This window comes from Moritella sp. 5, from assembly GCF_018219455.1.
Classification (GTDB): domain Bacteria; phylum Pseudomonadota; class Gammaproteobacteria; order Enterobacterales; family Moritellaceae; genus Moritella.
Map to the genome: position 1 here is coordinate 4,396,832 of NZ_CP056122.1, position 18,438 is coordinate 4,415,269.

The following is an 18,438-nucleotide window of genomic DNA, read 5'->3' on the forward strand; positions in this document are numbered from 1 at the left end:
GAATAAAAAACGCGTATGATAGGTTTCTCAATTTTTGATTTATATCTAAGATAAACTACGTAAATGTCAGCCTTATTACGGCACGTAATTTATTAATGGATATAATAATGCAATAATACAGCAAACCTAGAGAAGAATTAATCAGTAATGACCCTATTGAGCTTAATCTTTATCATTTTCGCCTATCTGCTAGGTTCTATTTCTTCAGCAATCCTGATTTGCCAGCTGTTTCGCTTACCTGATCCACGAAAATACGGTTCACTAAACCCGGGGGCAACCAATGTATTACGTACTGGAAACAAATTCGCCGCAGGCTTAGTACTCTTTTTTGATATGTTAAAAGGCGCACTACCGGTCTGGGTGGCTTGGTATTTAAACCTCACGCCATTTTCTCTCGGACTCATCGCAATCGCAGCTTGCCTAGGTCATATTTACCCCATTTTCTTTCAATTTCAAGGCGGTAAAGGGGTTGCGACTGCATTTGGAGCGCTACTGACCATAGGTCTTGATTTAGGCGCCTCAATTGTATTGAGCTGGGGGTTATCCTTGGCCGTTACTGGCTATTCATCAATGGCTGCTATTTTTACTGCTCTCTTTGCGCCAATTTACACTCTTATTTTTAAAGCTCAATATACCCTACCCGTTGCCATGTTATCTTGCCTTATTATTTGGCGTCATTACGACAATATTATGCGTCTGCTGCAAGGCAAAGAAGATAAGATCTGGCACAAAAAGAAAAAGCGTTAAATTACAATGCAATACAACAACCAGCGTCTTAGACAGGTATATAATTCGTTAATATACCTCGATTATACTTACGTCGTTAAATTAAAAGCATAAAAATGCTGTTCGTGAATTTTTTATTAAAAAAATCGACACAATTAATTAATTTTCAGTTAGAATGCCCCCCATCTGCGGTACGTTATATATCTAAAGCTCTTTAACAAGCAAATTGCTTCGTAAAGTTAGTCGATATAAAAGGAACATAGTGCAGGATGTTTCCGTAAAAGGCCAAGCGACCTTTTCCGAAAACATCCTTCTATAAAAATGTACTTTGAGGTAATCGTAAAATGGACAACGCTCGACCTATTCGCCGTGCACTTATCAGTGTGTCTGATAAAACTGGTATTGTAGAATTTTCTCGCGGCCTAGTAGAACAAGGCGTCGAATTATTATCTACTGGCGGGACAGCTAAATTATTAGCTGAAAATGACATCCCAGTAATAGAAGTTTCTGACTATACAGGTCATCCAGAAATGATGGATGGTCGTGTTAAAACGCTGCATCCTAAAGTACATGGTGGTATTCTTGGCCGTCGTGATATTGATGTTGAAGTAATGTCAGAGCATGGTATCAACCCGATTGATATTGTAGTTGTTAACCTTTACCCATTTGCCAACACTGTTGCCAATCCAAATTGCAGCCTAGCTGACGCCGTTGAGAATATCGACATCGGTGGTCCAACAATGGTTCGCTCTGCAGCTAAAAACCACAAAGACGTGACCATTGTCGTTAACGCTAGCGATTATGACCGTGTATTAAGTGAAATGTCTGCAAACAATACCTCACTGACTCATAAAACCCGTTTCGACCTTGCTATTGCAGCATTTGAGCACACTGCTGCTTATGATGGCATGATCGCAAACTACTTCGGTACTATGGTTCCGAGTTATGGCGACAACACGGAAGGTGATGAAGAATCTAAATTCCCACGCACATTCAACAGCCAGTTCATCAAAAAACAAGATATGCGTTACGGTGAAAACAGCCACCAAGACGCCGCATTCTATGTTGAAAAAAATACCACTGAAGCATCTGTTGCAACAGCAACACAGCTACAAGGTAAAGCATTATCTTATAACAACATCGCAGATACTGACGCAGCACTCGAATGTGTGAAAGAATTCGATGCACCAGCATGTGTGATTGTAAAACACGCAAACCCATGTGGTGTTGCTATTGGTGACGATATCTTAAGTGCTTACGACAGTGCATTTAAAACAGATCCGACATCAGCATTCGGTGGCATCATTGCTTTCAACCGTGAACTTGACGCAGTAACTGCACAAGCAATCGTTGACCGTCAATTTACGGAAGTAATCATTGCTCCATCAGTCAGTGCTGAAGCAAGCACAATTGTTGCGAGCAAGAAAAATGTTCGCTTACTTGAATGTGGTGAATGGACAGCTAAAAACGGTGAGTTCGATATTAAACGTGTTAACGGCGGTATCTTAGTACAAGATCGCGACCGTGGCATGGTTAGCCTAGACGACTTAACGGTTGTATCTGAACGTCAACCAACAGAACAAGAACTGACTGACCTACTATTCTGCTGGAAAGTAGCTAAGTTTGTTAAATCAAACGCAATTGTTTACGCAAAAGATGGCGTAACGGTTGGTGTTGGCGCAGGTCAAATGAGCCGCGTTTACAGTGCTAAAGTTGCTGGTATTAAAGCCGCTGACGAAGGTCTTGTGGTTGAAGGTTCAGTAATGGCATCGGATGCATTCTTCCCATTCCGTGACGGCATTGATGCTGCAGCGGCTGCGGGTATTACATGTGTAATCCAACCAGGTGGTTCAATCCGCGATAATGAGATTATCGATGCGGCTAACGAACACGGTATGACAATGATCTTCACAGGTATGCGTCACTTCCGTCACTAAGCCTGTAGGAAAAGCACATTAGTTAAAAATACAGTCAGAGTAGTGACACACACAACTCTGACTGTACTGCTCTCATTCAATTATAAATCTTGCTAAGTATCGCAGAGTACCCCCAAGATTAGCGCATAAAGTAAAAGGAATAACATCATTATGAACGTATTAATTATTGGTGGCGGTGGTCGTGAACACGCCCTAGGTTGGAAAGCGGCTCAGTCTAAAAATGTTGAAACTGTATTTATCGCACCTGGTAATATTGGTTCTTCGCTAGAAAACAAATGTAAGAATGTACCTATCCAAGTGGAAGATATTCCAGCATTGGTTGCATTCGCACAAGAAAATAAAATTGAACTAACGATTGTTGGCCCAGAAGTACCATTGGTACTTGGTGTTGTTGATGCGTTCCAAGCAGAAGGTTTGGCTATCTTTGGTCCAACACAAGGTGCTGCACAATTAGAAGGCTCTAAAGCATTCTCAAAAGACTTCTTTGCACGTCATAATATTCCAACAGCTGCATACCAAAACTTCACTGAAATCGCACCAGCAAAGGCGTATATAAGCGAAATGGGCTGCCCAATTGTTATTAAAGCTGACGGCCTAGCTGCAGGTAAAGGCGTAATTATCGCTGAGACTGAAGCGCAAGCATTTGCTGCAATTGATGACATGCTTGAAGGTAACAAGTTTGGCGATGCTGGTGCACGCGTAGTTATCGAAGAATTCTTAGTGGGTGAAGAAGCAAGTTTCATCGTGATGGTTGATGGCGAAAATATTCTGGCGCTAGCAACAAGCCAAGATCACAAAGCACGTGACAATGGTGATAAAGGTCCAAACACAGGTGGTATGGGCGCTTACTCCCCAGCCCCAGTAGTAACACAAGCGGTTCATGACTTCGCGATGAATGAAGTGATCCGCCCGACGGTTGATGGCATGAAAGCAGAAGGGAATACCTACACTGGTTTCCTATATGCTGGTCTGATGGTTGCACCGGATGGCACAGCAAAAGTATTAGAATATAACTGTCGTTTTGGTGATCCAGAAACACAGCCTATCATGATGCGTTTAAAATCAGATCTTGTTGAACTTTGTCTTGCTGCTGTTGCAGGTAAACTAGACACAGTGACTGCGGATTATGACGAACGTGCTGCGGTTGGTGTGGTGATCGCGGCTGGCGGTTACCCTGCTGATTACGCAAAAGGCGAGATCATTACGGGCCTACCTAAAGCGGACTCAACTGAAAGCAAAGTGTTCCATGCAGGTACAGCATTGCAAGGTGACAACATTGTGACTAACGGTGGTCGTGTTCTTTGTGCAACTGCGCTGGGTAATACAGTAACAGAAGCACAAGAAAATGCGTATAAGCTAGCGGCACAAATCAATTGGGAAGGTGCTTTCTACCGTACCGATATTGGTTACCGTGCTATAGCGCGTGAAAACCAAAAATAGTCAGACACTATTTTGATGTTATAAAGATGAGCAGCCACTGGTTGCTCATTTTTTGCTTGTAATATAGCTATTTTGACGCTTTAGGTGGAAATTTACCTAAGATACTTTTCACCACATCTGCAACTAATTTATCCATTTCAGCCGCATCTGTCGATTCAGGTAGACGTTTACTCCCTATACCTCGCCAAATTAGCTCTAAGCTTGTTGGGTCAATCACATCGACAACAAGGCTACCTTGCTGATATTCATCAACTCGTGTTTCTGTATGAGCACTGAGGGACATACCACGGTGCCCATAACCAACGCCCCAGCCCCAACTTGGACCATATCCGGAATAATTATCATAAGTACGAATATTGGTTTTCTTTTCCGAGGTAATACTGTAATTCACATAAAAATCTGGAGCTGTCGAAAATGAAAAACCTTGTGCAACAAGCTGCTTGTCAATCGCTTTGGTGATACGAACATCCATGATTCGATTATTAAGATAAGCATTTTCCTTTTCAACTTTTGCCGATTCAGGTAACCAATTAAACCCTTTCAACGTGGTAAAATCAGCACTTTGATCGTAATCTGTACTCACTTTAACGGTGGAGCATGCGGCCAAAACCAAGCTAAGCAACGCAACCAAATAACCTTTTTTATTAACCAACTGTCGTGCTTTCATAACATCTCCTATACCCAACATACTTCATAATGCGGGATAACCTTTTTGAAAGTTATCATCAGTCCTGCCATTTAAATTAGCACTAATACGAGGTAAAGATAATAAAAAATGATTAATGTTCAGCCTGAAGTCACTATAATTTATACACAACTAGACGACTGCAGCAGGTACTTTCGAAACTAATAGCCATACACCAAGTAATACAAATACCGCCCCCATGATCTTATGTTGGTAGATATGGAAACGTTCGTTCGTTAATAGCGATTTACCTAATGTACCGACAGTGACCACAAGTAATAAGTTAAACAATAAACCTAATGCATTAAGCAGTAAGCCTAACACCAGCATTTGTTCCCCAGATGAAGCTTCAATATTTGGTGACACGAACTGTGGTAAAAACATCACGAAGAACAATAATGCTTTTGGATTTAATAAATTAGTAAATACCGCTTTACGATACAATGAACGAGCCATTTTATTGGTTTGATCTATTTCAGGCGCGACAACAGAGCTGGTACGTAAACAACCCCACCCCATTTTAAGTAGGTATAACCCGCCCAATAAATGTAGTGCCTTAAGTGCCATTGGACTCATCGCTATCATCACAGATACGCCCATTGCCGCTAACAACGTGAAAGCAATACCTGATGTTGTAATACCTAATGTGGTAAAAAAGCCCACCTTTCGGCCATAGTTTAAGCTTGAACTGGCAATTAATAACATGCTAGGTCCAGGGATCAATAATAACGCCACAACAGCAGTTAAATACAGGGGCAGAATAGAGAAATCAATCATTAGAGGGTCGCGTTACAAAATAAAAAACCAGATTGTAATACAACTAGCAATATTTTAATCTATTTTTCATCAAAAAAGTAAAAATCAATGACGAACGTATTTATGACGGTACAGGTTCTTCTAAAAAGTACCCAGATAGCACCATTGAAACCCGTAATTATATTCAATCAGATATTAGATAGTGGTGTGGTTGCCCATACGCTTACGATCATGTTAGGCAAGTTTAAAATGTCATGTGCTCTCATCGATAGAAATGTCACATTGGCTACTTATCCGATTTTAGTGGTTCGCGTAAAATAGGATTGTAACAAAGTCACTTAGGCGTGATATAAAGGATAAGAAGCTAAAAACTTAAAAAGGATTAAAGTATGTTTAGTTTACCTAAGCCAGATCTTAAAAAGAGGGTCAGCGACAAAGAATGGCAGCTTAGAATCGATCTGGCTGCTTGCTATCGGTTGGTTTCGCATTTTAACTGGGATGATTTAATTTATACGCATTTATCAGCCCGTATCCCAGGAACGCGACATTATTTGATTAATGCTTTTGGTCTTGCGTTCGATGAAGTGACCGCATCTAATCTGGTTAAAGTCGATCTCGCTGGAAATATTATCGATGATAGTCCTTTTAGTATTAATCCTGCTGGTTTTACGATTCACAGTGCTATTCATGAGGTTCGTGAAGATGCACATTGCGTTATACATTTGCATACAGCAGAAATGATAGCAGTCGCAACACAAAAACAAGGCTTGTTACCTTATAGCCAATATTCTATGTTTTCATTATCATCACTTTCTTATCATGCTTATGAAGGGCTTGCTGTGGATAGTTCTGAGAAACAGCGTTTGCAGGATGATCTCGGCCATACTAATTATATGTTATTAGTTAATCATGGTGGTTTAACATTAGGGCCCACTATTGGTGATGCGTTTATGCGTATGTATGATTTACAGCGTGCTTGTGAAATACAAATAATGATCCAATCAGCTGGACAGGATATTACTCCAGTACCACAGCCAATTTTAGATAATATTTATAAGCAAGCTAACATTGTTCATACGGGTTCAACAGGTGGGCAGCTTGCATGGCCTGCTATGTTACGTAAGGCTTATAAATTAGATCCTAGTTTTATGGAATAATATAGTCGTAATAAAAATATAATAGGGAGAGTTAGATGAAAGTTACGTGGATTGAAGTATTTGATATTCACTGCCCAGACCGTGCTGGATGGAATCCGATATTTGTTCGTATTCATACAGATGAAGGAATAAGTGGTGTCGGTGAAGCAGGCTTGGCGTATGATTTGGGTCATAGTGCTGCGGCTAATATGATTAAAGAAATGGCAGAAGCATTCCTAATTGGACATGACCCTTTTCAAACAGAAAAACTTTGGTCTCGTATGTTACGAGAGAGTTTTTGGGGATTAGGTGGAGGACCTATCGTTTATGCAGCGATGAGTGCTATTGATACCGCATTATGGGATATTAAAGGGAAAGCACTGAATCTTCCAGTTTACCAACTTTTAGGTGGTAAAGTGAATGATGAACTACGTACTTATGCATCTCAGTTACAATTTGATTGGGATGATGAATTCAAAGCTTTATCTCACCCAGAAGAATATGCTGAAGCGGCATTAAAAGCGGTAGCGCAAGGTTATGATGCCGTGAAGGTTGACCCTATTATGTATGATAAAGATGGGAATACTTATTACGAACGCACTAAAATTATTTCAAAAGCAGAAATGAAACTATACCGTAGTCGCATGCAAGCAATTCGCGATGCAGTAGGCGACGAAGTTGATATTATTTTTGAGTGCCATAGTTTACCTGGAGCAACTACAGCGATTCAGCTAGGAAAAATTGCAGAAGAATTCGGTTGTATGTATTACGAAGAGCCTGTTAATTATTTGAACCACTCTTTGCATGCTAAAGTGGCGGATAAAGTTGCAGTGCCTATTGCGGGTGGAGAGCGGTTATATAATCGTTGGGGTGTTCGTCCATATTTAGAAGACCAAAGTATTGATGTACTTCAACCCGATATTGGCTTATGCGGTGGTTTTACCGAAACGAAAAAAGTGTGTGATTATGCAGACATCTTTGATGTTCGTATTCAAGCCCACGTATGTGGTGGACCTGTGGCAACTGCTGCATCCTTACACCTTGAAACTGCGATCCCCAATTTCCTTATTCATGAACATCATACCTATGCGATAAAGAAATGGAATCGAGAGCTGTGCATTCAGGATCCTCAACCTGAAAATGGTGTATTTAAAGTATCTGAAGCACCAGGTATAGGAATTGAACTTAATGATGATCTTGTTATGCGATCACCTCGCATTGAGATTAAATAAATACAGAAAATGATAATCGATTCTAGAATCGATTATCATTTAAAACTGATAAATTCTCTTGGCATTGGTATGACACAGTTTTTCTAATAAAGGTAGTGGTAGGTCTAGCGCTTTATAGTAAGCCCAAAGTTCTTGATAACTGGTTGTAAATAGGGCTAGTGGAAAATTACTCGCTAACATAATACGATCTTCTCCAAATAAAGAAAGTAGTTCTGTAATTACAGTATCAATCGAATTTGTATTTATATAATCTCGTCGAGTCATTTCCCAGCCCGAAGCTTTTACAACGATATTCGGAAAAGCGGCGAGTGATACCATACCATTCTTCCAGCATTGTAATGTTTGATGGGTAGAGTCTAAAGGTGCAAAAGCCGCATGGCTGATGATAAATGTAAGCCCTAAATTTTGTCTTGCTACATTGACTAATGCGTTTATGCCCTTTGTATCGCTCCCTGATAATTGGGCTTCAAAATGTAATCCAGTTGTTGCAAGATAGACTAAGTTCATTTGAGCGACATGTGATGTCAGTAATCGATGGGCTTGTTCATCTAGAATATGACGGACTCCAATGACAGAAGAAAATTTCTTAAGTCTTTTTATATGATCAATGAAGTCTTCTGGATCAAGCATCAAGTTGATACAAGCTACACTTTTAAAGGGGCATGAAACAGTGCTTTCAAGCCATTCAATCTCCCGCCAAGGAGAGTCATTGTCAAATCCAGCTTCAATATGAACAAAACCACTGAGTGTTAAAGGAGACTTCAATATCAGATCATTTTCAAAAAAGTCGTTATTGATAATTTCTTTATCTGACCAATAGGGAGGGTTCTCTGGTTTTAACCAAGCATAACTGCCTTTATTTCTATCAAATAAATGAATATGAGGATCAATAATATTATCCATCACTTCGCTGTATAGCCGCCATCAATCATTTGCAAACTCCCTGTAATAAAGCTGGCCTTGTCACTTGCTATGAAATACGTTAATTCGGCGACTTCTTCTGGTTGCCCAATTCGACCTAATGGTTGTAGTGCAGATTCTTCTTTATGGATATTGTCTTTATTTGCACCAGTACGAGCGCAATAATTATCGATAGCGGTATGGTATAGTGGTGTTTCAATGGTTCCTGGGCAAACTGCATTTGCTCGGATATTATATCCGGCATAATCTAAAGCGGTCGTTTTTGCTATTGAGGCGAGCGCATGTTTACTTAAATTATAAGCAAATGAATTATGGTGTGCGACGACTGATTGATCCGATGCGATTAAAACAATAGAGCCCTGTTTACGGGACTTCATTACAGGTAAAACAGCTTGAATCGCAAAATAAGCGCCTTTTACATTAATTGCAAAAAGGCGATCGAAATCCTGTTCTGATGTGTTTTCGATATTTGAATTTAGGTGGATACCCGCATTACAAATTAATGTATCAATATGCTGTTCTTTTTTTATAATTGCAGACATTGCGGCATTAACTTGCTCTGAATTGCTAATGTCACAAGCAATAAATTCACCGACAGAACCCGCTTCTATATCTAGGTTATATACGCGATAGGATTCGTCTGTAAATTTCTTAATAATAGCTAAGCCAATGCCTTTACTACCACCCGTCACAATTGCGACTTTCTTCATTATTTTTCCTTTTATAATTTGATATATGAGAAATCTGATCTTATGGACATATTAATGTTAATGATGATGGGGTATATCAAATTCTTAAATCAAATATACTATTATAAAAACAAATAATAATTTTATGAACCATTGCTTGATGCTGTAGTCAGATTAAGTGCAAGAGTTGTTTTTTCATTTTTTTGGGAGCCTTATTAAGGCTCCTTTTTTTTTATTTTCCAACTATTACAATTATTTATGAACCATAACTCAATTCCGTAGTCTGATTCATTGCAAGAGTTGTTTTTTCATTTTTTAGAGCCTAATTATAGGCTCTTTTTTTTATCTATTTTTTAGTTGTTCCAAAGTATTCACTTAAGAACGCATCAAAATCAAGCGTATCTTCCGCTTCGATTTTCTGTTGTTGCACAACTGACTGCTGCTGCATTTTCTTGAAATAAGTATCATCCCAATACGCATAATCTGTCGCTAATAACTCTGCTTTATACTTTTTAGCTAAGTTTAAAATAAAATCATTATGCTCTAGACCTTGTTTCTTCATTGCCGTAAGCACTTGCCCAGACAGTAATGATTCAGGACGATTAATCAATGCCTGCTGTTCAGCGACCGCTTGCGAAAAATTACTCGCGGCAGTCTCCGTAGCGAGTTGTGCGCCATCTAATAGCCCAGCGACCAATTGTACTTCAGTAAGAATATGAGTGGCAACATCAGCAAGTACTTGTTCCTTCCCATCGAATTGTAATGTTAAGCCAGGTTTACGTCCTTCCATTACTACTTTCGTGCTGTTATCACGACAGATAGCCATTTCGTCGGCTGTCATCGGAGCTGAAGGCTGCAGTGCCATCCAAACTAATAAACTGTCTAACACAGACATCTGCGCAGTAGTAATACCGGTAGCAACAAATGGATTCACATCCAAAGAACGGATCTCTATGTACTCAATACCACGAGCAGATAATGCTTCCGACGGTTTTTCATTTGACTTAGCCACACGTTTAGGTCGAATCGGCGCGTACAGTTCATTTTCGATCTGCAAAACATTATCATTAAGCTGGCGATACTCACCATCAACCTTAATACCGATATTTGCAAATTCAGGGGCTTTTGTTTTAATCGCTTTCTTCAAACTATCGGTATAATTTTCTAACGTGTTATGGCAAATAACCAAATCATCTTGGGCATTATTGGTATAACCCAGATCACTCATGCGTAACGATGTCGCATATGGCATATATAATGTGTCTTCACCCAATGTTGAGAACGGTGTTTGTTTCTCCGTCGGTAAGAATGAACGGTTTAACGCAGGAGAAGCACCAAATAGATAAGGCACTAACCAACCATGACGGTAAAAATTACGGATAAGTCCCATATAGCTATCAGAAATAAAATCTTGGAATTCGCCAGTTTCACCCTTTAGATCATAAAGCGTTTGCCAAAGCGTAATCGGTAATGACACATTATAATGCAGACCTGAAATAATTTGCATGCTACTGCCATAACGGTGCTTTAAACCGATACGGTAAGTGTGCTTCATTTTACCTGTATTCGATGTACCATATTTAGCTAATGGAATACTTTCAGCATCACAAACCTGGCATGGCATACTTGAAGGCCAAAACAATTCCCCATCAAGGTTTTTAACTACATTGCGATGGATATCACTCAATTGCTGTTGCGCCTTGTCGGCACTATCGCTGACAGGCGTAATAAATTCCAATAAGCTTTCAGAATAGTCTGTGGTAATGTGCTGATGACTTAATGCTGAGCCAAACGCTGCAGGATGGCTGTTCTGTGATAAACCACCTGCTTCATTTACGCGTAAACACTCTCGTTCAATGCCGCGGGTGATGCCGTTTAGCGACTGTATATTGCTTGGCTCTGATAATTTTGAGATCAGAGATTTAAATGTAACGTTCAAATTAAATCCACCAATGAACTATATAAAAGTATCACCTTAAAAATTGCACAATCAATGGAGCAATCTTTAAGGTTAATTTCAAGTCTATTATTTATCTAACAGATCAAAAACTTGAATATCTAAACCAAAGTCTTGAACCTGTTTTTCAATCAACTGACGATCACCGACCACAATAACAGAAAATTTATCGCTCGATAAGTAAGTCTTTGCTAATGCCTGAATTTCAGACTTATTCATCGCTTGAATGATCTTGGCTTGCTGCTCTACAAAATCAGGTGATAAATCCAATAATAATAACTGCATTAAGAAATTAGACTTCTGAGCTGGCGTTTCATAAGACAAGGCTTCTTGCTGTGAAATCGCACTTTTCATATAAGCCAGTTCGGAATCAGTGATGCCACCATCTGTATAAGCTTTTAATTCTTTTAGCGTTTCTTTGATTGCATCGCCAGTTACTTCTGCACGAACATCCGCAGATGAAGAGAAAAAACCATATTCGCGATCAGCATAAAATCCAGTCATCGCACCGTAAGTATACCCTTTATCTTCACGTAGGTTCTGGTTCAAGCGGCTATTAAAGTTACCACCTAAATTAAAGTTCATTAAGTTCGCTTTAAAAAAATCACCTGTCACATCATACGCTACCGCGGGTGATATTACTTTAATTACAGATTGTACCGCCCCTGGCTTATCAACGATATAAAGTGTGTTCGGTTGCCATAACGGTGCTTTTGCTAGAAGCGGGTAAGTTACTGCGGGTAAATGAGCGCCTTCCTGTAAAAAATCTAACGACGTCGTAACAGCGGCTTCACTAACATCACCAACCACCACGATTTTAGCTTCTGCTAAGTTATAATATAGCTGATAGTAAGCCAATACATCATCACGCGTTAATGCAGCTTGATTTTTCAATGTACCAGATGATGGGTTGCCAGTAACACGGTCCTCACCATACAAAATACGTTGTGTAGCTAATTGCCCTAACCAACCAACTCTTTGCTGATTTTGTAATGACGCTTGCCTTGACTGCGCTTTAATACGCGTGAAATCGGCATCTACAAAACCCGGTTTAAACAGTTTTTCTTCTAATATTGCTAATGTTGCAGGTAAATTTTTCGATAAACTGTTAACACTTATGCTCGTACCATAAAGGCCCGCAGAGAAATTAATGCTACTGCCGAGTGATTGTAATTGATCGTTGAGTTCTGCCGATGAATGCAGCGTTGTAGATTGATTCATCATAGCGGCCGTTAATTTTGCAATCCCTTGTTTATCAGCACTTTCAACACGTCGCCCACCTTTTACATTAATCTGTATACTCACGGTAGGGGTTTCATCGTATACCGTACCAAGCACTTGAATGTCATTCGCGAGTGATTGACGCCATAATGTCGGTAATGTTTGCTGTGGATTATCGCCCGCTTTTGGCATAACTGAACGATCAAAAGTATCTTTCGTCGTTCTGACTGCTAATGTTTGAGCTAGCGGCGCATTTTGCTTACCAATATCACGTGGTGCAGGTGTAAACGTCGAAGCATGGGCAACATATTCCAACTTACCTTTAGGCACAACACTCATGATCACTTTGGGTTTATTTTCGAGGTATTTTTTATAACCAACAATCCCTTCTTCTGCAGTGATCGTATTAAAAACGGATAACCCCTTCGTTAAGTAATTAGGATCATTCATCAAGGTTTCACCTAACGCAAGCTCTTTTGCTTTTCCTGCAACACTTTGCATACCAAATATCGTGGAGCTTTCAATGATCGAGCGTAATCTAGTTACTTCAGAAGGTGCGATACCTTTATCTGCTAACTCTTTCATCGACGCATTAATCTTCGCCAATAACGGGGCCAGCTCCATTCCTTTAGCTGGGTTCGGTTGCGTATAGATATCAAAAGTACAACTTAGTTCGCTACAACTATGATAAGCAGCTACATTGGTTGCATAGCCAGTTTCCACCAAATTCTTATACAAAAGTGAGTTTTTCCCACCGCCTAAAGCATAAGCAAACAGATCGAGCGGGGCTTCATCTTTATGTCCCATATATACCGTTGGATAACTGATATACAACATCGGCTGTGGCACGTTATCTTCTAAGGTAATATAACGATCGTTATCAATACTCACAGGCACAGGTTGCATATCTTTTACTTCAGGACCTTCCGGAATTGTCGAAAAATACTGATTTACCCACGCTAAGGTCTCCGCTTTATCAAATTTACCCGCAATCGTCAGTGTTGCATTGTTCGGCCCATACCAACGTAAGAAAAATTGTTTTAAATCATTCACATCAACACGATCTAAATCTTCAACATAACCAATTGGCTGCCAAGCATAAGGATGATCCCGTGGATATAAAGCTTCACCTACACGTTCACCAAGTAAACCGTAAGGGCGATTATCAACGCGTTGTGAACGCTCGTTTTTAACCGTAGCACGTTGGATCTCAAATTTACGTTGATCAACCGCATCTAATAAAAAACCCATACGATCGGCTTCTAACCACAGTATTTTTTCTAATTGATTCGCAGGTACGGTTTGGTAATAATTCGTTCTATCTTGATTGGTACTGCCGTTCATCGAACCGCCAGCTTCATTAACAATTTTGAAATGCTGCTGATCACCCACATTTTTACTGCCTTGGAACATCATATGCTCGAAAAAATGCGCAAAACCCGATTTACCGAGCTCTTCACGTGCAGAACCAACATGGTAAGTCATATCAATATACGTTAGCGGGTCAGAATCGTCTTCGTGTAAGATAACGGTAAGGCCATTACTTAACTGGTACTTTTCATAGGGTATTAGCAAGCTGCCTGGCACTTTTTCTTGCTGATCCACTAATGTCATTCCACTCGGCAATGCTGCGATATCACTGTCTTTATCAAATAATGAGCACCCACTAAGTAACAACATTGAAGAACTCAGCACCACAGCACCATAAAAAGAATTCAAACGCATCAAAAATTCCTCGTTAATTTTAAATTGAATATAAAATAATTAGCTAATAGAAACTCATAAACCAGATAATAACTGCATAGCGAATTGACTTACCTAGCATAATAGCGATAAAAGAAAGTACAGGATTTAAACGTAACCAACCTGCTAATAAACAAAAAACATCACCGAAAACAGGTAACCAACTAAATAGCAAGCTACTCCAACCCCATCGTTGGATCACCCTGTGTACACGGCGGTAGTGCTTATTTTCTGAAAAATCAATCGGCTTTTTCGCATAAATAAAATACCCCATGTAAAAGGTAAGAATAGAGCCTAATACATTGCCACTGGTCGCCATAATAAAAAGCTGCCAATGCGACCACGAACCTTCAACAAGCATCGCGGTTAACAGTATTTCTGAACTACCAGGTAAAATGGTCGCAGACGTAAAACTACTAAAAAACAATAACCAAAGACCCATCTAACCCTCTAAATTTCATCTACCCACAGTTAGCCACAGTATTACCACTAAGAGAATTAAGTCACACTATAATATTGAAGTTAGACGTATAATTAATGTTATGCTTAACGCACTTATGGATACACAGACTGGTAATATTTAACTGTTCTATAAATATTACGTGCATAATTAAAAGTGGTAGGACAGTTTAGCCACTATATAATTCAATAAACAGTGATAAATCGCTACATTGGGGAGTTTATGTTTAAATTTTTTCTATTACCTTTAGTACTCAGTATCTTGTGGTTTGGATTCTTGCAATATAATAACTGGAGTATACAACAAGGTAAGAAAGGTTTTATCTATATTATTGGCGGCACAACGGGCATCATCGCATTTCTTAGTTTGATGATATACCTTACTCGCTGAGCACCAGACGAGAATTGCATCTTATATAGGCCAATCCGTCTTACTTTATTATCTAACGAGAAAGCCCTAGCCACATATGCAACCAAGATAAAACCTAGCTAAACCACCACCCGATTCTGTAATGATAACCAAAAATAACAATATAGCGGAACGCCCATAATCAGCAGATAGTTGGAGAGGTAAATTTTAGGCATAAAAAAACCGCAATTAAGCGGTTTCTTTATTTAATGGCGGAGAGGGAGGGATTCGAACCCTCGATGGGATTTAAAGCCCATACTCCCTTAGCAGGGGAGCGCCTTCGGCCACTCGGCCACCTCTCCACACAAACCCTATTATTATGAAAAACATCGACAATGTAAAGACTTACATCGGAAAAATCATAATAATATAATAAATGGTGCGGATGGGAGGATTCGAACCTCCGACCGCCTGGTTCGTAGCCAGGTACTCTATCCAGCTGAGCTACATCCGCACAAAAAATTATATTTAAAATAGATGGTGCGGATGGGAGGATTCGAACCTCCGACCGCCTGGTTCGTAGCCAGGTACTCTATCCAGCTGAGCTACATCCGCACATATTCTATTTTAAGAACTTGTTTTATTTTACCGTTTAACGAATTAAACCATAAAAATCAAATTGTGGTTTGAACAAATGGTGCGGATGGGAGGATTCGAACCTCCGACCGCCTGGTTCGTAGCCAGGTACTCTATCCAGCTGAGCTACATCCGCACATATTTTGTTCTGTTAGGTTTACGTTCTACAACGTCTAGTTTGAAATCTCTAGTTGATTTGAATAAATGGTGCGGATGGGAGGATTCGAACCTCCGACCGCCTGGTTCGTAGCCAGGTACTCTATCCAGCTGAGCTACATCCGCACATAATTTATTCTGTTGTATCTATTCTTGAGTTAAAACCAATGGTGCGGATGGGAGGATTCGAACCTCCGACCGCCTGGTTCGTAGCCAGGTACTCTATCCAGCTGAGCTACATCCGCACATATTTGGTCTAACGTATAATTTTCATAACTAGATTAAGTGTTTTCAACTTCTACTAATTACTTAGAATTAATTCTAATCGAAACAATGGTGCGGATGGGAGGATTCGAACCTCCGACCGCCTGGTTCGTAGCCAGGTACTCTATCCAGCTGAGCTACATCCGCATAACAATTATTTCTTACAACGACCAAAAAGTTGACCGAAACACTATAACACATTTTCAAAAATGTAATAGGAGTAGGACAACAATGGCGGAGAGGGAGGGATTCGAACCCTCGATGGGATTTAAAGCCCATACTCCCTTAGCAGGGGAGCGCCTTCGGCCACTCGGCCACCTCTCCGTGTTGTTGGCGCTCATAATACGGATACTGGAAAATAAGTCAAATGTTAATTAACTACTCTCAAGTAACTGTTTAAGTTTCAAACAACAAAACTACTATTGCAGCATAAATAGGAGGAAAGTCCCAAAATAGTCAAAAAACAGATAAAAAAAAGGGCTTAGCTATCGCTAAACCCAATCTGTAATAATTTTATTATTCTAATTTAGAAGTTGCCTTCAGGGCTTTCGCCTTTTTCTGCTTGAATTCGCATGTAGATCTCTTCACGGTGAACAGATACTTCTTTAGGCGCATTAACACCGATACGAACTTGATTACCTTTAACACCTAGAACAGTAACTGTAACTTCATCACCAATCATAAGTGTTTCGCCAACACGGCGCGTCAATATTAGCATTAATTTATTCCTCAACTAATTCATTATATTTTTGTTAAGCCGCTTATTATTCTATTAAAAGCTTCAATGTAAAACAAGAAAAGAATAAATAAGACTTAATTTGCTGTTAATTCACTCAGTTCAAGCAACATCTAAGTTGAATGCAGCGTGCAACGCACGTACACCGAGTTCTAAATACTTTTCGTCAACGATCACTGAAATCTTAATTTCAGAGGTTGAAATCAACTGCATGTTGATTCCTTCACTGCCTAAAACTTCAAACATTGTTTTAGCGACACCTGGATGATTCCACATACCGACACCTACTATTGAAATTTTAGCAATACGATCGTTACCTTGCACATCTTTTCCAGATAATTCTTCGCAAGTCTTTTCCAAGAGAGCTCTCGCGGCTTGGTAATCGTCACGATGAACAGTAAAGGTAAAATCAACAAGACCATCTTCACCATGTGCATTTTGGACGATAACGTCAACATCAATACCGGCATCACCAATTGGCGTTAGGATATTGGCTGCGACTAAAGGTTCATCAGGAATACCTGATATTGTTAAACTTGCTTCATCGCGGTTAAACGCAATGCCAGATATGATTGCTGATTCCATTTTTTTTACGTCCTCGTAAGTAATCAATGTCCCTTCACCTTCTTCAAATGAAGATAGAACACGTAAAGGTACATTGTATTTCCCTGCAAATTCGACCGAGCGAATTTGTAATACTTTGGCACCTAGGCTCGCCATTTCAAGCATCTCTTCGAAAGTGATGCAATCTAATTTCCGTGCGCGCGGTTCAACCCGAGGGTCGGTGGTATAGACGCCATTAACGTCAGTATAAATCTGACATTCATCAGCTTTCAGTACAGCTGCAATTGCAACTGCGGTTGTGTCCGAGCCACCGCGCCCTAACGTCGTGATATTATTATCTTCATCACGACCTTGGAAACCTGCAACTACGACCACTTTACCTTCATCTAGATGACGTTGTAAGTTGTCTGTTTCAACAGTTCTGATGCGAGCCTTACCATGGCTGTTATCGGTTTTCATTTGAACCTGATCACCCGTCATTGATATCGCATCGACACCAGCTTTATGCAGCGCGATAGTTAACAATGCAATCGTAACCTGTTCACCAGTTGAAACTAATACATCCATTTCTCTGCGGTCGGCGTTCTCATCGAGCGCTTTCGCCATGCCCAGTAAACGGTTAGTTTCACCAGACATAGCCGACACGACCACAACTATTTGATTTCCCTGTTCACGAGATTTTTTCACTCGCTGGGCAACAGCTTCAATTCGCTCAATTGAACCAACTGAAGTACCCCCATATTTTTGTACATACAACGCCACAACAACTTCCTTTAATAGCCTTTAATTTATCACCGCCTGTGTTCAAAACAACGAGCAGGATTGCCTACT

The 18,438-nt window shown here is 40.0% G+C and carries 16 protein-coding genes and 8 tRNA genes; 7 read left to right on the forward strand and 17 right to left on the reverse strand.

Going from position 1 to position 18,438, the window contains the following annotated elements; translation table 11 throughout:
* Positions 1-147 precede the first annotated feature (147 nt).
* The 3 genes from plsY to purD all read left to right on the forward strand — a co-directional run bounded on the left by plsY (position 148) and on the right by purD (position 4,103).
* Positions 148-747, forward strand: a complete 600-nt coding sequence (plsY, locus tag HWV01_RS19585; protein ID WP_211673120.1) for a glycerol-3-phosphate 1-O-acyltransferase PlsY — start codon at positions 148-150, stop codon at positions 745-747.
* A 323-nt stretch (positions 748-1,070) separates the two neighbouring features.
* On the forward strand, positions 1,071-2,663 hold the full coding sequence (gene purH / locus HWV01_RS19590) for a bifunctional phosphoribosylaminoimidazolecarboxamide formyltransferase/IMP cyclohydrolase (RefSeq protein ID WP_211673121.1): 1,593 nt from the start codon (positions 1,071-1,073) through the stop codon (positions 2,661-2,663).
* A 150-nt stretch (positions 2,664-2,813) separates the two neighbouring features.
* Complete coding sequence (purD, locus tag HWV01_RS19595) at positions 2,814-4,103, forward strand: phosphoribosylamine--glycine ligase (protein WP_211673122.1); 1,290 nt, start codon at positions 2,814-2,816, stop codon at positions 4,101-4,103.
* A gap of 67 nt (positions 4,104-4,170) precedes the next feature.
* Here purD and HWV01_RS19600 read toward each other — a convergent pair whose 3' ends face one another.
* Positions 4,171-4,770 (reverse strand): DUF4136 domain-containing protein, encoded by a 600-nt coding sequence (locus HWV01_RS19600; protein WP_211673123.1) that lies wholly within the window; start codon positions 4,768-4,770, stop codon positions 4,171-4,173.
* A 150-nt stretch (positions 4,771-4,920) separates the two neighbouring features.
* Complete coding sequence (locus HWV01_RS19605) at positions 4,921-5,565, reverse strand: LysE family translocator (RefSeq protein WP_211673124.1); 645 nt, start codon at positions 5,563-5,565, stop codon at positions 4,921-4,923.
* A gap of 87 nt (positions 5,566-5,652) precedes the next feature.
* On the opposite strand from HWV01_RS19605, the gene HWV01_RS19610 reads away from it, so the two are divergent.
* The 3 genes from HWV01_RS19610 (at position 5,653) to HWV01_RS19620 (ending at position 7,912) form a co-directional block, all read left to right on the forward strand.
* On the forward strand, positions 5,653-5,865 hold the full coding sequence (locus tag HWV01_RS19610; RefSeq protein ID WP_211673125.1) for a hypothetical protein: 213 nt from the start codon (positions 5,653-5,655) through the stop codon (positions 5,863-5,865).
* Between the two features lie 68 nt (positions 5,866-5,933).
* Positions 5,934-6,701 (forward strand): class II aldolase/adducin family protein, encoded by a 768-nt coding sequence (locus HWV01_RS19615; protein WP_211673126.1) that lies wholly within the window; start codon positions 5,934-5,936, stop codon positions 6,699-6,701.
* A 35-nt stretch (positions 6,702-6,736) separates the two neighbouring features.
* Positions 6,737-7,912, forward strand: coding sequence for a mandelate racemase/muconate lactonizing enzyme family protein (locus tag HWV01_RS19620; RefSeq protein WP_211673127.1), 1,176 nt, complete (start codon positions 6,737-6,739; stop codon positions 7,910-7,912).
* A gap of 39 nt (positions 7,913-7,951) precedes the next feature.
* Here HWV01_RS19620 and HWV01_RS19625 read toward each other — a convergent pair whose 3' ends face one another.
* The 5 genes from HWV01_RS19625 to HWV01_RS19645 all read right to left on the reverse strand — a co-directional run bounded on the left by HWV01_RS19625 (position 7,952) and on the right by HWV01_RS19645 (position 14,885).
* Positions 7,952-8,815 carry an amidohydrolase gene (locus tag HWV01_RS19625; protein WP_211673128.1) on the reverse strand — a complete coding sequence of 288 codons (864 nt, stop codon included), beginning with the start codon at positions 8,813-8,815 and terminating at the stop codon, positions 7,952-7,954.
* Positions 8,815-9,543 (reverse strand): SDR family NAD(P)-dependent oxidoreductase, encoded by a 729-nt coding sequence (locus tag HWV01_RS19630; RefSeq protein ID WP_211673129.1) that lies wholly within the window; start codon positions 9,541-9,543, stop codon positions 8,815-8,817. Before HWV01_RS19630 ends, HWV01_RS19625 begins: the two co-directional genes overlap by 1 nt.
* Positions 9,544-9,868: 325 nt before the next feature.
* On the reverse strand, positions 9,869-11,461 hold the full coding sequence (gene gshA / locus HWV01_RS19635; RefSeq protein ID WP_211673130.1) for a glutamate--cysteine ligase: 1,593 nt from the start codon (positions 11,459-11,461) through the stop codon (positions 9,869-9,871).
* An 87-nt stretch (positions 11,462-11,548) separates the two neighbouring features.
* Positions 11,549-14,425 (reverse strand): pitrilysin family protein, encoded by a 2,877-nt coding sequence (locus HWV01_RS19640; RefSeq protein WP_211673131.1) that lies wholly within the window; start codon positions 14,423-14,425, stop codon positions 11,549-11,551.
* A 43-nt stretch (positions 14,426-14,468) separates the two neighbouring features.
* Positions 14,469-14,885 carry a YqaA family protein gene (locus HWV01_RS19645; RefSeq protein ID WP_211673132.1) on the reverse strand — a complete coding sequence of 139 codons (417 nt, stop codon included), beginning with the start codon at positions 14,883-14,885 and terminating at the stop codon, positions 14,469-14,471.
* Positions 14,886-15,125: 240 nt separating this feature from the next.
* On the opposite strand from HWV01_RS19645, the gene HWV01_RS19650 reads away from it, so the two are divergent.
* A complete protein-coding gene (locus tag HWV01_RS19650) occupies positions 15,126-15,293 on the forward strand; it encodes a hypothetical protein (protein ID WP_211673133.1) in 168 nt (55 codons plus the stop codon).
* A gap of 228 nt (positions 15,294-15,521) precedes the next feature.
* Here the strand turns inward: HWV01_RS19650 and HWV01_RS19655 are convergent.
* The 10 genes from HWV01_RS19655 to HWV01_RS19700 form a co-directional block, all read right to left on the reverse strand.
* A tRNA-Ser gene (locus tag HWV01_RS19655) sits at positions 15,522-15,613 on the reverse strand.
* A 75-nt stretch (positions 15,614-15,688) separates the two neighbouring features.
* Positions 15,689-15,765 (reverse strand) — tRNA-Arg (locus HWV01_RS19660).
* Positions 15,766-15,789: 24 nt separating this feature from the next.
* Positions 15,790-15,866 (reverse strand) — tRNA-Arg (locus HWV01_RS19665).
* 80 nt (positions 15,867-15,946) lie between these two features.
* Positions 15,947-16,023, reverse strand: a tRNA-Arg gene (locus HWV01_RS19670).
* A gap of 69 nt (positions 16,024-16,092) precedes the next feature.
* Positions 16,093-16,169, reverse strand: a tRNA-Arg gene (locus HWV01_RS19675).
* A 42-nt stretch (positions 16,170-16,211) separates the two neighbouring features.
* Positions 16,212-16,288 (reverse strand) — tRNA-Arg (locus tag HWV01_RS19680).
* 89 nt (positions 16,289-16,377) lie between these two features.
* Positions 16,378-16,454 (reverse strand) — tRNA-Arg (locus HWV01_RS19685).
* Positions 16,455-16,539: 85 nt separating this feature from the next.
* Positions 16,540-16,631: transfer RNA gene (locus tag HWV01_RS19690), tRNA-Ser, on the reverse strand.
* A gap of 202 nt (positions 16,632-16,833) precedes the next feature.
* Positions 16,834-17,025, reverse strand: coding sequence for a carbon storage regulator CsrA (csrA, locus tag HWV01_RS19695; RefSeq protein WP_006033372.1), 192 nt, complete (start codon positions 17,023-17,025; stop codon positions 16,834-16,836).
* Positions 17,026-17,145: 120 nt separating this feature from the next.
* Positions 17,146-18,369, reverse strand: coding sequence for an aspartate kinase (locus HWV01_RS19700; RefSeq protein WP_211673134.1), 1,224 nt, complete (start codon positions 18,367-18,369; stop codon positions 17,146-17,148).
* Positions 18,370-18,438 lie beyond the last annotated feature (69 nt).

Bases quoted from the DNA above. Each gene is read 5' to 3' on its own strand.
- HWV01_RS19605 (WP_211673124.1), bottom strand. From the start codon at position 5,565: ATGATTGATTTCTCTATTCTGCCCCTGTATTTAACTGCTGTTGTGGCG.
- HWV01_RS19640 (WP_211673131.1), bottom strand. From the start codon at position 14,425: ATGCGTTTGAATTCTTTTTATGGTGCTGTGGTGCTGAGTTCTTCAATG.
- HWV01_RS19650 (WP_211673133.1), top strand. From the start codon at position 15,126: ATGTTTAAATTTTTTCTATTACCTTTAGTACTCAGTATCTTGTGGTTT.
- HWV01_RS19610 (WP_211673125.1), top strand. From the start codon at position 5,653: ATGACGAACGTATTTATGACGGTACAGGTTCTTCTAAAAAGTACCCAG.
- HWV01_RS19600 (WP_211673123.1), bottom strand. From the start codon at position 4,770: ATGAAAGCACGACAGTTGGTTAATAAAAAAGGTTATTTGGTTGCGTTG.
- HWV01_RS19625 (WP_211673128.1), bottom strand. From the start codon at position 8,815: ATGGATAATATTATTGATCCTCATATTCATTTATTTGATAGAAATAAA.
- HWV01_RS19645 (WP_211673132.1), bottom strand. From the start codon at position 14,885: ATGGGTCTTTGGTTATTGTTTTTTAGTAGTTTTACGTCTGCGACCATT.
- purH (WP_211673121.1), top strand. From the start codon at position 1,071: ATGGACAACGCTCGACCTATTCGCCGTGCACTTATCAGTGTGTCTGAT.
- csrA (WP_006033372.1), bottom strand. From the start codon at position 17,025: ATGCTAATATTGACGCGCCGTGTTGGCGAAACACTTATGATTGGTGAT.
- HWV01_RS19615 (WP_211673126.1), top strand. From the start codon at position 5,934: ATGTTTAGTTTACCTAAGCCAGATCTTAAAAAGAGGGTCAGCGACAAA.
- purD (WP_211673122.1), top strand. From the start codon at position 2,814: ATGAACGTATTAATTATTGGTGGCGGTGGTCGTGAACACGCCCTAGGT.
- plsY (WP_211673120.1), top strand. From the start codon at position 148: ATGACCCTATTGAGCTTAATCTTTATCATTTTCGCCTATCTGCTAGGT.
- HWV01_RS19630 (WP_211673129.1), bottom strand. From the start codon at position 9,543: ATGAAGAAAGTCGCAATTGTGACGGGTGGTAGTAAAGGCATTGGCTTA.
- HWV01_RS19620 (WP_211673127.1), top strand. From the start codon at position 6,737: ATGAAAGTTACGTGGATTGAAGTATTTGATATTCACTGCCCAGACCGT.